The organism is Nocardia cyriacigeorgica GUH-2 (assembly GCF_000284035.1).
Lineage (GTDB): Bacteria > Actinomycetota > Actinomycetes > Mycobacteriales > Mycobacteriaceae > Nocardia > Nocardia cyriacigeorgica_B.
Genome location: NC_016887.1, coordinates 1426291 through 1440697, shown reverse-complemented (window position 1 = coordinate 1440697; position 14407 = coordinate 1426291). Strand labels below are relative to the sequence as shown.

Below are 14407 nucleotides of genomic sequence, written 5' to 3'. Positions count from 1 at the left end.
ACCACCTGCCGAGGGGTTGTACTATCGGCAGACGTGAGCACCGACGCGATACGTACCCCGGGTATCCGGATGGTCGTCGCGTTCCTGTTCGCCATCTGGTCGATCGCGATGTCGCTGCCGGAATGCCATGTGTTCCCGGCGCACGCTCCGGCGCTCGTGCATCCGCATATCGAATCCACCGATCCGGGTATCGCGTCACCCGAGGCGGTGCGCGCGCTGGCGATCCCGCACCCGCATGCCGCTGATCCGGACCGGCATCTGCCCGGCGACGTCGTCCTCGCGACGATGCCGCGCAGCGGTGCCGGCCTGTTCGACCTGCTGGTGCTCGCCACCCTGCTGACCTTCGCGTGCTCACTCGCCGCGGCGCTCGTACCCGGGGTGCGGGCGCCGCCCTCGCCCGGTCCGCTCGCGCCGAGCGGCCGGGAACTGCTCACTCGATTCTGTATCGCCAGGAACTGATCGGTCAGCGTCAGGCCGATGCTGCCGGGCCGGCCGGTGTTCGTGCTTTCCGCACTCACACCTGTTCGCTGCGACCAGCGACCGCACAGAATCGACTGTTCACGATGTCTTCTGCCCTGCACAGTGCTGCCCTGTCCCCTGCCCTGGTGGGCGCGGCGACGACCCGCGCCCACCCCGACACCCTCAGCCCCGCCGCCCTGCTGACGACGGCGAACCGCTGCCTCCGACCGGCCACGATGGTGGGCAACACCCCCGTCCTGTGGATCACCGAACCGCTCGCGCCATCCGGCCGCGGCTTCTGGGCGAAACTCGAAGGCGCCAATCCGGGCGGCATGAAAGACCGCACCGCCTTGCACATGGTCGAACGCGCCTGCGCGCGCGGCGAACTCGCGCCCGGCGCCCCGATCATCGAATCCACCAGCGGCACCCTCGGTCTCGGACTCGCGTTGGCCGGGATGGTGCACGGGCATCCGGTCACCCTCGTCACCGATCCGGGCCTGGAGCCGCTGATGCGTCATATGCTCGCCGCTTACGGCGCGCGGGTGGAACTGGTCGACCGGGCACATCCGGTCGGCGGCTGGCAGCAGGCCCGCCGCGATCGAGTCGCCGAGCTGCTGGCCGAGGATCCGGCGGCCTGGTGCCCGGATCAGTACCGCAATCCCGACAACCGCGACGCCTACCGTTCGCTGGCGCTGGAACTGGTGGCGCAGCTGGGCCGCGTCGACGTGCTGGTCTGCTCGGTGGGCACCGGCGGCCACTCCGCCGGGGTGGCGCGGGTACTTCGCGAGTACTTCCCGGATCTGCGACTCGTCGGGGTCGATACGGTTGCCTCCACCATTTTCGGCCAGCCCGCAGGTCAACGGCTGATGCGCGGGCTCGGTTCCAGCATCCATCCGGACAACGTCGATTACGCCGCCTTCGACGAAATCCATTGGGTCGCACCGGCGGAAGCAGTGTGGGCGTGCCGGGCACTGACCGCCACCCACCATGCCAGCGGCGGCTGGAGTGTCGGTGCGGTCGCGCTGGTGGCCGGGTGGCTGGCCCGCATCAGCGAACCCGATGTGCGCATCGCCGCGGTGTTCCCGGACGGTCCACTGCGCTATTTCGACACCGTCTACAACGACGACTACTGCCGCGACCACGGGCTGCTCGATGTCGCGATCCCGGACGAACCGGCCACCATCGCCCATCCGGACGACGCCGTGGTCACCAGCTGGACGCGATGCACCACCGTGGTCGATCCGCGTGGGCGCCACCGCCCCGGTCCGGCGTCTACCGGCGCCCACTCCGCGACGAGCCCGCACGACACCACTGCCTCGACCATCCAGGAGACCACCCGGTGACCGAGTTCATCACCACCTACCGCAGCTTCAGCAAGCCGAGCCGGATGCTGATGATCAATCAGTTCGCCATCAACACCGGCTTCTTCATGCTGATGCCGTATCTGGCCGGCTATATGGCGGGGCCGCTGGGGCTGGCGGCGTGGGCGGTGGGGCTGGTGCTCGGTATCCGCAACTTCAGCCAGCAGGGCATGTTCCTGGTCGGCGGCACGCTGGCCGACCGGCTCGGCTACAAGCCGCTGATCGTGGCCGGATGTCTGTTGCGCACCGGCGGATTCGCCCTGCTGGCCTTCGCCGATTCGCTGCCCGCGCTGCTCATCGCCTCGGCCGCGACCGGATTCGCGGGCGCGCTGTTCAACCCGGCCGTCCGGGCCTATCTGGCGGTGGACTCCGCCGATCGCCGGGTCGAGGCCTTCGCCATGTTCAACATCTTCTACCAGGCCGGGATCCTGTTCGGCCCGGTGGTCGGATTGGCCTTGATGGCCTTCGATTTCCGTGCCACCGCCGCCGGATCGGCCGTGGTGTTCGCGCTGCTGACCATCGCCCAGTTGCGCGCACTGCCGCAGCACGAGGCGGAGAAGAAGTCGGCCTCGGTGCTCGACGACTGGCGAGTCGTGCTGGCCAACCGGCCGTTCCTGCTGTTCTCCGCGGCCATGATCGGCTGCTATGTGCTGTCGTTCCAGGTGTATCTGGCGCTACCGATGCAGGCCAACCGGGTGGTGGGCGCCGAGGCCGCGACCACGCTGATGACGGCGGTGTTCGTGGTGTCGGGGCTGATCGCCATCGCGGGTCAGCTGCGCATCACTCGCTGGTTCGCCGCACGCTGGGGCCGGCCGCACAGCCTGGTGCTGGGCATGGGCATCCTGGCGGCCGCGTTCGTGCCGTTGCTGCTGGTGCCGGGTACCGCGCTCGGCACACCGGTGGCGATCGCGGCCATGCTGGCGACTGCGGCGGTGCTCGGGGTCGGCGCGGCGGCGGTGTTCCCGTTCGAGATGGACACGGTGGTGGCGCTGTGCGGTGACCGGCTGGTGGCCACCCATTACGGGCTGTACAACACCATCGTCGGCGTCGGCATCCTGCTCGGCAATCTGGGCACCGGAACCATCCTGGACGCGGCGCGGGCGGCCGGCGTCAGCTCACTGGCCTGGGCCGGCCTGATCGCGATCGGGGCGGTCTCCACAGGAGGGCTGGCCCTGCTCGCCCGCGCCGGGCGGCTGGACGCCCCGGTTCCCGTGGGCTGACACAGCAGTGGGTGGTGTGCACCGGGTCCACCGGCGCACACCACCCACGTCCGCAGCGGTGCCTATTGCATGGCGCTCGGGCCGCCCGGCATTCCGGGCTCCCGGGCACCCTGATCGAGCCGGAACGGCGGGTACTCGTCCCGCATGAGCGAGGAGTACGCCTGTACACGCAACGCCCAGCGCTGGATGCCGACGACGAAGTCGAACAGGCCGCCCGGGTAGCGCGCGGTGAACAGCAACGCGATGACCGCGATCAGCACCAGCAGGCCGAGCAGCGGCGGCGCGTAGGCGCCCGACCAGTCCTCGTCGTCCCAGCCCATCGGCCACCAGGTGCCGCTGACCATGGCGCCGACCAGCAGATAGTGCGGGATCGCCAGCAACCACCACTTCACCAGCACCAGGCCGCGATGCAGGCGTTCGGGGTAGTCGACCACCACATCGGCCGGGTAGTCCGGCTTCGAATCGAGCGAGAACGGCGGGTACTTGTCGGTTCCGAGCACACCCCACGCATAGAACGAGACCCGCCACGACCACCGCATCACACCGACATTGAATTCGAACAGCGCCCGCGGATACTTGCCGGTGAACAGAATCGCGAAGAAAGCGATGATCGTGACGATCGCGTAGGCGATGTGCAAGAAGAACAACACGATGTAGTGCGGAATGGCGAGAATCCACTTCACCAGCCACATCCACCGCGACAGCGCCGGGTCGAGATCGCCGCGCACGTAGACCGGATAGCCGGATGTCGCGGGTACGCCGGTATTCTCGGTATTGCCGGGTTGCATGTTTCGACACTCCTTCACCACTGGGCGGAGAGCGGGACGGCACGCGGGCCGATATGTGGTGATTGTGTCCCACCACGGCGTCGACCGCGACAACGTTGCGGTACCGACACGCCAACAAATCGTTCGCCGGGTGAACGACGCTGGTGTCGCAGGCTTTTCCGGGCCGGAAATTCCGGTGTCAGTGTGGCGCTTCGCCGTGCGCAGAGTAGAGGCTGATGTCGCCGTCCTCGCCGAGGAAGGCATTGACCAGCATGATGCGATCCTCGCGCAGCACATCGGGTTCGGGCGCGCTGGTGGTGATGGTGATCTGCGGGATCGACGACCAGTTCACGACATAACGCTGCGGCGGGCCCGCGTCGTCGGACAGCCGGGCCAGCCGGAACACCGACACCGTGTGGCGGAGCATGAGATCGCGGATGACCTCGGCGATTCGCTCGGGGTCTTCCAGCGCGAACATGAAGCCGAATGTCAACTCGGGCGAGGACACGTAGGCGGGCACAAACTCCGAGGCTAGCCCATCGGGATGCGGTACGCAGGCACTACGCGCGGGCAGTTGCCGGGGATACGCCGGTCGCCGCGGCGACGGCGTGCGCACGTGAGCGGCACCGGGTGGATCGCACCGGCGCCGAGGGATTGTCCGTCCCAGTCGGACTCCTCGGCGCCGGCGCTGCCATCCACGGGGTTCGCCGCGATGGTGGTCGGCGGCCCGCGGCTAGCGCGGGCTGTCGGTCTCCGGATCGACGATCTCGGCCTCGACGTAGCTTGCCGGGGCGGCGTCCGGAGTGAACCGCGGATCGAGGTCGCGCTCGACCGGAGCCGGCTCGGGGTCGAGCTCGTCGCCGGCGCCGGCCGCGACCGGCTCGGCGGCGGCGTCGCGCTTGGCCGCGGCCGCCGCCTCGTTCATTTCGATCGCGTCGGTGATCCACTCACCGATCTCCCGGGTGACCTCCTGGACGGTGCCGGTGATGATGGTGGCGATATTGCCGACATGCCGGGCGCCGGAGGACGTCAATTCCTGGATCAGATCCTTGTTGGCTTCGAATTTCCCGATCATTTACACGCCCACTTCGGTAGCCTTCCGCTGTCGCATCACGATAACACCGGGGGCCTTTCGCTTCCGTAGTGCAGCGGGCAGCAGGGCGGCGAAACGGGATTCGAGCAGTTGCGGCGGCAATGCCAGCTGGAAAATCTTCGCCCACACCGAAGCGATCTGCTTGCCGAGCGGCCCGGTGTTGTACGGCAGGCCGTATTTCTCGCACAGCGCCTTCACCTCGGGCGCGATCTCCGGGTACCGGTTGGCGGGCAGGTCCGGGAACAGATGGTGCTCGATCTGGTGCGACAGGTTGCCGGACATGATGTGGAACAGTTTGCCGCCGGTGATGTTGGCCGAGCCGAGCATCTGGCGCACGTACCACTCACCGCGGGTCTCGAACTCGGTCTCTTCCTCGGTGAACGTCTGTACGCCCGAGGGGAAGTGTCCGCAGAAGATGATCGAGTACGCCCACAGGTTGCGGACCAGGTTCGCGGTGAAGTTGCCCGCCAGTGTGCTGACGAACAGCGGCCCGGTCAGCGCCGGGAAGATGATGTAGTCCTTGAGCACCTGCCGGCCGGACTTGCGCAGCTGCCCCTTGATCAGCGGCTTCAGATCCGACCACTTGCGCTTGCCCTGGATGATGTTGTCGGCCTCCAGGTCGTGCAGCATCACGCCCCACTCGAAGAAGACCATCAGCAGGAACGCGTACAGCGGGTTGCCCAGGTAGTACGGATTCCACTTCTGATCCTCGTCGATGCGCAGGATGCCGTAGCCGATGTCGCGGTCGCGCCCGTGGATGTTGGTGTAGGTGTGGTGCATGTAGTTGTGCGAATGCTTCCACTGATCGGCCGGGCAGACCGTATCCCATTCGAACACCCGGGAATTGAGGCCCTGTTCACGCATCCAGTCGTACTGGCCGTGCATGACGTTGTGGCCGATCTCCATGTTGTCGAGGATCTTCGACACACCGAGCGCGGCGACACCGGCCAGCCAGAACGGCGGCAGGAAGCCCAGATACATCAGGCCGCGGCCGGCGACCTCGAAACCGCGCTGTGCCTTGATGATCGAGTAGATGTATTCGCGGTCGCGCTCACCGAGGTCGGCGACGACGCGATCGCGCAGCTCATCGAGCGCGCGGCCGATCTCCTCGACCTGCTCCGGGGTGAGGACGAGCGGGCCGTCCTTGGTCTCGGTCAGAATGGTCATCGGTTGCTCCCCTTCAGTTGTCAGATGTCGATGTCGACGTCGCCGACGGCGGCGCTGACGCAGAGTTGGATGGGCTGATCGGGATCGGCGTCGGTCTCACCGGTGCGCAGGTTGCGGGTGCAGCCGGTGCGCCGGACGGCGGTGCAGGAGAAGCAGATCCCCATCCGGCAGCCGTATTCCGGGTTCAGCCCGGCCGCCTCGGCCTGTTCGAGCAGGCTCTCGCCGGTGTCGTCGGCGCTGACGCCACTGGCGGAGAAGGTGATGGTGCCGTGCGCGTCGGCGGCGTCGACCGGTGCCACCGAGACGGTGAATTCCTCGGTGTGCAGGCGGTCGCCGAGCTGTTCGGCGTCGAACACCCGGCGCACCGAATCCATCAGCGGCGCCGGACCGCACAGGTAAGTATGCGCGTCGGCGAACCACGGTGCGGTCCGCTCCAGTTCGTCGTAGTCGAACGCACTGCCGTCCAGCTCCGGGTACCGCATCTGCACGCTGACATTCGGATTGGCGGCGGCGATGGCGTCCAGTTCCGCGCGGTGCGGCACGTATTCCGGCGAACGGGCGTAATGCAGGAACACCACCGGACCGGTGTAGCCCTCTTCGGTGAGGGTGCGCAGCATCGACAGCACCGGCGTGATGCCGCTGCCGCCACTGATCAGCAGTACCCGGTCGGGGCGCTCGTCGGGTAGATGGAACACACCCGAGGCGGGTGCCAGATCGACGACCAGCCCCGGCTCGGCGGCGCGGTGCAGATAGCGCGACACCAGGCCTTCCGGATGCACCCGGATGGTCAGGTCGATGCGACGGTCGCGCTGGTGCTGCGAATTCACCGGTGAATAGCAGCGGGTGTGGCGCACCCCGTCGATGACGACGCCGATCTGCACGAACTGGCCGGCCCGGAAGCCGGCCCACTGACGCGTCGGCCGCAGTGACAGCGAGACCGTACCGGGCACCGAACGGTCCACCCGCACGATCTCCGCCCGCATATCCCGGGCGGTGAGCATCGGGCGCACCAGCTCCAGATAGCGGTCGAGCGGATGCGGTGTGGTCAGGGTCTGCACCAGATTGATGAGATCCACCATGCGGTTTCTCCGTGCCTGTCGTTGGTCACACTCGGCAGTCGAGCCCGAGACAAATTTCGGTGTACGTCTGTACACTCAATAGTGTGACTGATGACCGGGGACGGATGTCAACCAGCAGCTGGTGTGACGCGAACTACATCTGGAGAAAGAGCACATGGTGAACGGATGTATGCTCACCGTGATGAGCGAACAGGCGGAAACCCGAGTCGAGCGCAAAGAACGCACTCGACAGGCGCTGCTGGACGGGACGCTTGCCCTGGCCGCGGAGCGCGGGTTCGCCGCGCTCAGCCTGCGTGAGATCGCGCGCTCGGCCGGCATCGTGCCCACGGCGTTCTACCGGCATTTCGCCTCACTGGACGATCTGGGCGCCACCCTCGTCGACGAGGGCGTCAAGGCCCTGCGCCTGGCACTGCGGCAGGTGCGCCGCAGGCCGGACCCGCAGCTGTCGGAAACGGTGCGCTTCGTCTTCGATCAGGTGGCCGAGAAGCGCGAGCTGTTCGGTTTCCTGACCCGGGAACGCCGGGGCGGCTCGGCCACCCTGCGCCGGGCGATCGCCACGGAGATGCAGTTGATCGTGCGCGAACTGGTGGTCGACTTCTCCCGGATCAGCGCGCTGGATTCGTGGTCGTCGGAGGATCTCGAGCTGGCGGCGGACCTGATCGTGTCCACCGTGGCCGACGGCATCGCCGATTACGTCGCCGCCGCGCCCCGCGATCAGCAGGGCACCATCGACCGCACGGTGTACCAGGTCCGGCTCATCGCGCTGGGCATGGGCGTCTGGAAGCCGTAGCCGGGCCTGCCTTCTGGATCGGGGCGGGCAGAGTCCCGGCACGCGCCCTCTCGACGGGCATCCGCCCGGGTCATTTGTCCTCGGCGAAACCCGCGGATTCCCGCACCGGGTCCGGCCCGGGAACGGCGAGCAGGGCGAGTAGCCCGAGCGCGAGCACCACGAGCAGGCCCACAATGCCCGCGCGGTCGGTGGCGAAGGCCCAGGCGAAGAAGCCGAACAGCATCGGCGCCAGGAACGACACCGCCCGGCCGGTGGTGGTGTAGAGGCCGAACAGCTGGCCTTCCCGTCCCGCGGGCGCGAGCCGGGCCAGGAACGAGCGGGCCGAGGATTGGGCCGGTCCGACGAACACTGTCAGCAGCAGGCCGAACACCCAGAACATGACCGGACCGGAGACCACCAGCAGCGCGGTGCCGCAGATCAGCATCGACACCAGCGACACCACGATCACCCGCTTCGGGCCGACCCGGTCGTCGAAACGTCCCGCGACGACCGCGCCCAGCGCCGCGACCACATTGGCGGCGATGCCGAACAGCAGCACATCGTCATCGGCGAAGCCGTACACACCGACCGCCAGCACCGCGCCGAAGGTGAACACCCCCGCCAGGCCGTCGCGGAAGATGGCGCTGGCCAACAGGAATCCGACGGTGCGCCGGTCGTCGATCCACAGCTCACGCAGGTCGCGCCACAGCACCCGGTAGGAGCCGAGCAATCCGGCGCTCGCCGCGCCGGGGTCGGCGCCGGTGCGCACCACTTCGGGCACGGCGAACAACACCGGCAGCGCGAACGTCGCGAACCACACCGCGGCCAGCACCGCGACCAGCCGGATATTGAGGCCGTCATCGGTGGGGATGCCGAACAGCCCGCGCCGGTCGCCGTCGCCGGCAATGAAGCCGAGGTAGCAGATCAGCAGCAGGAAGATGCCGCCGAAATAGCCCATGGCCCAGCCGAATCCGGAGACCCGGCCCACCGTGGACGGGGTGGATACCTGGCGCAGCATGGCGTTGTAGGGCACGTTGGCCAGCTCGAAACAGGCCGAGCCGAAGCCGAGCAGCACCAGTCCCAGCCACAGATCGCGGTAGTCGTCGTGGACGAAGAACATCGCGCCCATCGCGGCGACCGTCAGCGCGGTGAGCACGCCGAGGGACCGTTTGCGGTTGGCCGTCGCGTCGAAGCGCTGTCCGCTGATCGGCGCGGTGAGCGCGACCACCAGCCCGGCGATACCGAGCGCCCAGCCCAGCCACGCGCTGGCCGAGATCCCGCCCGGCAGATCGTCGCCCACGCTGTCGGTCAGATACACCGAGAACACGAAGGTCAAGATGACGGCGTTGAAAGCGGCCGATCCCCAGTCCCACAGCCCCCACGCCACCACCTGGCCGCGCCCGGTTCCGGCCGCACCGCGCACGTCGACCTCGCTCATACCGCGAACCCTACTCGAGCGGGACCGCGGTAGCCCGGCTTCAGGCGCGCCGCGCGATTCCGATGCCGGCGGTAACCCCCGCCGGGACGGCGCGACGAGCCGGCAGCAATCGGCTCTGCCCATACCGGCCGCACGACACCCGATTTCTCGCTATGCACCCAGTTGCATAGTACTTGCGGTCTCAGATACCCTGTGTGGCATGGCTCTCGAGCATGCCCTGCTGGTCTCACTGACCGAACGCGCCGGTTCCGGATACGAACTGGCCCGGCGGTTCGACAAGTCGATCGGCTATTTCTGGAGCGCCACCCATCAGCAGATCTATCGGGTGCTGCGCCGCATGGAGGAATCCGGCTGGCTGCACAGCGAATCGGTGGTCCAGGAGGGCAGGCCGGACAAGAAGGTCTACTCGGTGAGCGAGGCCGGTCGCGCGGAACTGGCGCGCTGGATCGCCGAACCCACCGAACCCGAACGCGAGCGCAGTGAATTCTTCGTCAAGGTGCGCGCGGCCGCCTACGGCGATCTGGACGCGCTGCTCACCGAGGTCACCCGGCGCCGCGACGAACACCTGCGGCAGCTCGAGCTGTACCGGCTCATCGAAAAACGAGACTTCCCGGCGCCGGATCAGCTCACCGGCGCCGGGCTGCACCAGTACCTGGTGCTCCGCGCGGGCATCCGCAAGGAGCTCGGGTCCGCCGAATGGTGCGACGAGGTCCTGCAAGCGCTGCGACCGAACACTCCGCCATCGCGCCCGTCAGCCCCGGGCGCGGACTGAGGTAAGAAAGCGAGCCCGATCGTGCGATCGACCAGCTACCCCCACCTGTTCGAACCCCTCGACCTCGGCCACACCACGCTGCGCAATCGCGTGATCATGGGGTCGATGCACACCGGTCTCGAGGATCGAGCCTGGGACACCAACCGCCTGGCCGCCTATTTCGCCGAACGCGCGCGCGGCGGGGTCGGGCTCATCATCACCGGCGGCTACGCCCCCAACCGCACCGGCTGGCTGCTGCCCTTCGGTGCCAAACTCACCAACAAGACCGAGGCCTACCGCCATCGCACCATCACCCGCGCGGTGCACGCCGAGGGCGCCAAGATCGCCTTGCAGATCCTGCACGCGGGCCGGTACTCCTATATGCCCGGCAGCGTTTCGGCCTCCTCGATCAAGGCGCCGATCAACCCGTTCCGGCCGCGCAAGCTCTCGGCCAAGGGCGTCGAGCAGACCATCGACGACTACGTCCGCTGCGCCCGGCTAGCGAAACTCGCCGGCTACGACGGCGTCGAGATCATGGGTGGTGAAGGCTATTTCATCAACCAGTTCCTCGCCCCGCGCACCAACAAGCGCACCGACAAATGGGGTGGCAGCGCGGAGAACCGGCGGCGGCTGCCCGTCGAGATCGTGCGCCGTACCCGCGCCGCCGTGGGCGCGGACTTCATCATCGTGTTCCGGCTGTCGATGGCCGAGCTGGTGGAGAAGGGGCAGACCTTCGACGAGATCGTCGCGCTGGCACAGGAACTGGAAGCGGCGGGCGTCAGCATCCTCAATACCGATATCGGCTGGCACGAGGCCCGCGTGCCGACGATCGTGACCTCGGTGCCGCGCGCGGCCTTCGTCGAATTCACCGCCAAGATCACCTCGAAGGTGAACATCCCGGTGTGCGCGTCGAACCGGATCAATATGCCCGAGATCGCCGAGGAGATCCTCACCCGCGGTGACGCGCAGCTGGTGTCGCTGGCGCGCCCGTTCCTGTCGGATCCGGAGTGGGTGAACAAGGCCGCGCAGAACCGGGTCGACGAGATCAACACCTGCATCGCCTGCAATCAGGCCTGCCTCGACCACGCCTTCCAGCACAAGACTGTGTCCTGCCTGCTCAACCCGCGCGCCGGGCACGAAACCGAGCTGAAGCTGCTGCCCACCCGGCGCAGCAAGCGCATCGCGGTGGTCGGCGCCGGGCCTGCCGGGCTGTCGGCGGCGGTGAACCTGGCCGAGCGGGGGCATCGGGTGGACCTGTTCGAGGCCGACGACAAGATCGGCGGCCAGTTCGACATCGCTCGCCGCATCCCCGGCAAGGAAGAGTTCGACGAATCCATCCGGTATTTCACCCGCAAGATCGAACTCACCGGCGTCACCCTGCACCTCGGCAAGCGCGCCACCGCGACCGAACTCATCGAGGGCCGCTACGACGAGGTGGTGCTGGCCACCGGCGTGCGCCCGCGCATCCCGAACATCCCCGGCATCGACCATCCGATGGTGCTCACCTACGCCGAGCTCGTGCGGGAGGAGAAGCCGGTCGGCAAGCGGGTCGCGGTGATCGGCGCCGGCGGTATCGGCTACGACGTCAGCGAATTCCTCACCGTCGAAGGCCATCCCACGCTGAAACTGGACGAATGGAAGCAGGAGTGGGGCGTCGACTCGGTCGACGAACAGGTGCGCGGACAGCTCGCCACCCCCGTACCCTCCCCCGCCGCCCGGGATGTAGTGCTGCTGCAACGCAAGTCGGGCTCGTTCGGCAAGAGCCTGGGCAAGACCTCCGGGTGGGTGCACCGGGCGGCGCTGAAGGCCAAGGGCGTCGAGCAGATCGGCGGGGTCAACTACGAACGCATCGACGACAACGGGCTGCACATCAGCTTCGGCGAGAAGCGCGAGCGGCCGCGGCTGATCCCGGTCGACAACGTCGTCATCTGCGCCGGTCAGGAATCGGTGCGCGACCTGGAAGACGAGCTGCGCGCGGCGGGGGTGAACCTTCACCTGATCGGCGGCGCCGAACTCGCGGCCGAGCTCGACGCCAAGCGCGCGATCGATCAGGGCACCCGCCTGGCGGCCCGGCTCTGACTCGGCCCGGCTGGTGAGCCGACATACCGCGCCACAGCCGGGCGAGTGTGTTTACCCACCTCCGAGCGACGATGCGGCTGGGTTCCGGACACTGGATCGCCGCGAGGAGGGCCCGGCCTCCGTGCGGCAGGCACCGCCAACTCGAGGCGCTACATCGCGGCGAGCACCCACCGCGGTTGCGATCCGGCCAGCGGTACGTGGCCGGCCCGAGTCGCTTACGCTCTTGGCGTGAGCTTGCCTTCCCCCACTGCCGATAACCGTGCCGTCGTCACCGGAGCGTCGTCCGGGATCGGAACCGCGCTGGCCGCCGAGCTGGCCATGCGCGGGTACTCGCTGATCCTGGTGGCCCGGCGCGGGGACATTCTCGAAGAGCTGGCGCACCGGCTGACCCTCGCGCACGGCATCACCGCCGAGGTGCGCGCGGTCGACCTGGCCGACCGGGAGCAGCGGGCGCCGCTGGTGGAGGAACTGTCGGCGCGCGATATCGCCATCCTGTGCAACAACGCGGGCATCGCGACCTTCGGCCCGGTCGCCGAACTCGATCCCGCCTATGAGCGCGACCAGCTCGAACTCAATGCCGTCGCGGTGCACGACCTGAGCCTGGCCGTGCTGCCCGGCATGATCGAGCGCGGCGCGGGCGGCATCCTGATCAGCGGCTCGGCGGCCGGCAATATGCCGATCCCGAACAACGCCACCTACGCCGCGAGCAAGGCCTTCGCCAATACCTTCTCCGAATCGCTGCGCGGCGAACTGAAGGGCACCGGCGTCCATGTGACGCTGCTGGCGCCCGGCCCGGTCCGCACCGAGACGCCCGATCCGTCGGAAGCCTCCATCGTCGACCGCATGGTCCCCGACTTCATGTGGGTGTCCTCCGAGTACACCGCCAAGGTCTCCATCGACGCGCTGGCCCGCAACAAGATGCGAATCGTGCCGGGCCTGATCTCGAAGGGCATGAGCGTGGCCGGGCAGTACGGGCCCCGTGCGGTCACCGCGCCGGTCGCGGGAGCGTTCTACAAGAAGCTCGGCGGCTGATCACCGCGGTCCGAACGGGGTCGGAGTCGGCGGTGAATTGCCCGGCACGGGTGCCGCCTCCCCAGCGTGTGCGCCCGCATCTGCACCTGCTGGGAGAAAGAGCCCTCTCGCGCGGAGCTGACGTGCTGCGCTACGGCGACGATACGGCCGCCGGGCGCTCCGGTGGCGCGCCGATTACCGCGACGGGAACAAGGCGAGCACCTGCTCCATCACTTCCCTGGTCACCTCATAGGTGGTAGCGGAGACTTCGACGACCGGCACACGCGGGCCGAATACCGTACTGCCGGGCGGTAATTCGGGACCGACGACGGCAGTCAGGATGGGAATGCGGCTGTCGTAGAGCGAGGCCCAGCGGTGCACCGGACGGTCGCCGATCTGCTCCATCGTGCTGTTCGCCGCGACGTGGGCGGGATCGCGGTACTCGTAGCTGACGGTGACGGTCTCGTTGCGGTAGCCGAACAGGCATTGGGTGAGCCGCCGCTGATCGGTGTCGGTGGTGCCGGGCAGCTTCGCGCGCACCGCGCACGGGTCGGCGCCCAGCAGTACCGAGGGCTCGGTGTCGCGCGAGGTGCCCTGCGGCGGTGACTGCCGCCAGCGGTCGATCATGCCGGGCAGCAGCCGGTCGGCAACCGCGCACGGGTCCTGTCCGGGTGTGGTCGCGCCGAGATAGAACGCGGCACCGGCCGGGAAGCGGACGGTGGCGCCGCAGGAACCGGGCGGCCCGTCGGGGCGGTCGGGCACCAGCAGTACGTTCACGTCACCGAGGTGTTTGTTGGTGCCATGGCCCGGGGCCAGCTCGGGTAGCAGTGTCGCGTGCCAGGTGAGCGTGCCCGTCGCACCCGAGGCGCCGAGGATCGCGCGGCACGAGTCGAGCCCGACCGTGACACTGTCCACGCTGCCGAGATCGTCGAGGACATCGCGCGGCAGCAACGAGCACACATCGATCTGCCGGGTGGCCTGCGCGACGGTGGCGTGCTGCTGCGGGGTGGTGGCGGGGGTCGACCAGAACTGCGGCGGTGGCGCGGGGATCACCGGCGACGGAAACGGTGACGCCGGCGCCGGGTCGGCCGCCTCGTTCGCCTCGGCTCCGCAACCGACGACAGGGATGAGCGCGAAGGCGGTGAGCGCGAGCGCGCGGAACATCCTCACGTCGGTCCTCCCGAATCGGTCCCGGGCTCACGAGTCTGCCGCA

14 protein-coding genes are annotated in these 14407 nt (G+C 68.3%); 7 read left to right on the top strand and 7 right to left on the bottom strand.

Features of this window, described 5'->3' with window-relative positions; genetic code table 11:
• Positions 1 to 33: 33 nt before the first annotated feature.
• From NOCYR_RS06545 to NOCYR_RS06535, 3 genes are all read left to right on the top strand, one after another.
• Positions 34 to 459, top strand: a complete 426-nt coding sequence (locus NOCYR_RS06545) for a hypothetical protein (RefSeq protein ID WP_148280549.1) — start codon at positions 34 to 36, stop codon at positions 457 to 459.
• Between the two features lie 236 nt (positions 460 to 695).
• Positions 696 to 1802: a PLP-dependent cysteine synthase family protein gene (locus tag NOCYR_RS06540; RefSeq protein WP_081505328.1), complete on the top strand. Its 1107-nt coding sequence runs from the start codon at positions 696 to 698 to the stop codon at positions 1800 to 1802.
• Complete coding sequence (locus NOCYR_RS06535) at positions 1799 to 3040, top strand: MFS transporter (protein ID WP_014349565.1); 1242 nt, start codon at positions 1799 to 1801, stop codon at positions 3038 to 3040. Before NOCYR_RS06540 ends, NOCYR_RS06535 begins: the two co-directional genes overlap by 4 nt.
• Before the next feature lie 62 nt (positions 3041 to 3102).
• On the opposite strand, the gene NOCYR_RS06530 is transcribed toward NOCYR_RS06535, so the two are convergent.
• From NOCYR_RS06530 to NOCYR_RS06510, 5 genes are all read right to left on the bottom strand, one after another.
• Entirely contained in the window at positions 3103 to 3828 is a 726-nt protein-coding gene (locus NOCYR_RS06530) for a DUF4389 domain-containing protein (RefSeq protein ID WP_014349564.1), read from the bottom strand.
• A gap of 178 nt (positions 3829 to 4006) precedes the next feature.
• Positions 4007 to 4327: a hypothetical protein gene (locus tag NOCYR_RS06525; RefSeq protein ID WP_014349563.1), complete on the bottom strand. Its 321-nt coding sequence runs from the start codon at positions 4325 to 4327 to the stop codon at positions 4007 to 4009.
• 213 nt (positions 4328 to 4540) lie between these two features.
• A complete protein-coding gene (locus NOCYR_RS06520) occupies positions 4541 to 4882 on the bottom strand; it encodes a hypothetical protein (RefSeq protein ID WP_014349562.1) in 342 nt (113 codons plus the stop codon).
• Complete coding sequence (locus tag NOCYR_RS06515; RefSeq protein ID WP_014349561.1) at positions 4883 to 6067, bottom strand: fatty acid desaturase family protein; 1185 nt, start codon at positions 6065 to 6067, stop codon at positions 4883 to 4885.
• Between the two features lie 20 nt (positions 6068 to 6087).
• The gene (locus NOCYR_RS06510; RefSeq protein WP_014349560.1) at positions 6088 to 7146 is read right to left on the bottom strand and encodes a ferredoxin reductase; all 1059 of its coding nucleotides are present in this window, start codon (positions 7144 to 7146) and stop codon (positions 6088 to 6090) included.
• 181 nt (positions 7147 to 7327) lie between these two features.
• Here NOCYR_RS06510 and NOCYR_RS06505 point away from each other — a divergent pair, with 181 nt between their 5' ends.
• On the top strand, positions 7328 to 7936 hold the full coding sequence (locus NOCYR_RS06505) for a TetR family transcriptional regulator (RefSeq protein WP_148280547.1): 609 nt from the start codon (positions 7328 to 7330) through the stop codon (positions 7934 to 7936).
• A gap of 70 nt (positions 7937 to 8006) precedes the next feature.
• Here the strand turns inward: NOCYR_RS06505 and NOCYR_RS06500 are convergent, their stop codons facing one another.
• Positions 8007 to 9353: an MFS transporter gene (locus NOCYR_RS06500; RefSeq protein ID WP_014349558.1), complete on the bottom strand. Its 1347-nt coding sequence runs from the start codon at positions 9351 to 9353 to the stop codon at positions 8007 to 8009.
• A gap of 199 nt (positions 9354 to 9552) precedes the next feature.
• Here NOCYR_RS06500 and NOCYR_RS06495 point away from each other — a divergent pair, with 199 nt between their 5' ends.
• The 3 genes from NOCYR_RS06495 to cmrA all read left to right on the top strand — a co-directional run bounded on the left by NOCYR_RS06495 (position 9553) and on the right by cmrA (position 13215).
• The gene (locus tag NOCYR_RS06495) at positions 9553 to 10125 is read left to right on the top strand and encodes a PadR family transcriptional regulator (RefSeq protein WP_014349557.1); all 573 of its coding nucleotides are present in this window, start codon (positions 9553 to 9555) and stop codon (positions 10123 to 10125) included.
• 21 nt (positions 10126 to 10146) lie between these two features.
• Positions 10147 to 12183 carry an NADPH-dependent 2,4-dienoyl-CoA reductase gene (locus NOCYR_RS06490; protein ID WP_014349556.1) on the top strand — a complete coding sequence of 679 codons (2037 nt, stop codon included), beginning with the start codon at positions 10147 to 10149 and terminating at the stop codon, positions 12181 to 12183.
• Between the two features lie 228 nt (positions 12184 to 12411).
• Positions 12412 to 13215 carry a mycolate reductase gene (gene cmrA / locus NOCYR_RS06485; protein WP_014349555.1) on the top strand — a complete coding sequence of 268 codons (804 nt, stop codon included), beginning with the start codon at positions 12412 to 12414 and terminating at the stop codon, positions 13213 to 13215.
• Positions 13216 to 13389: 174 nt separating this feature from the next.
• Here cmrA and NOCYR_RS06480 read toward each other — a convergent pair whose 3' ends face one another.
• Positions 13390 to 14358 (bottom strand): hypothetical protein, encoded by a 969-nt coding sequence (locus NOCYR_RS06480; protein WP_014349554.1) that lies wholly within the window; start codon positions 14356 to 14358, stop codon positions 13390 to 13392.
• Between the last annotated feature and the right edge of the window lie 49 nt (positions 14359 to 14407).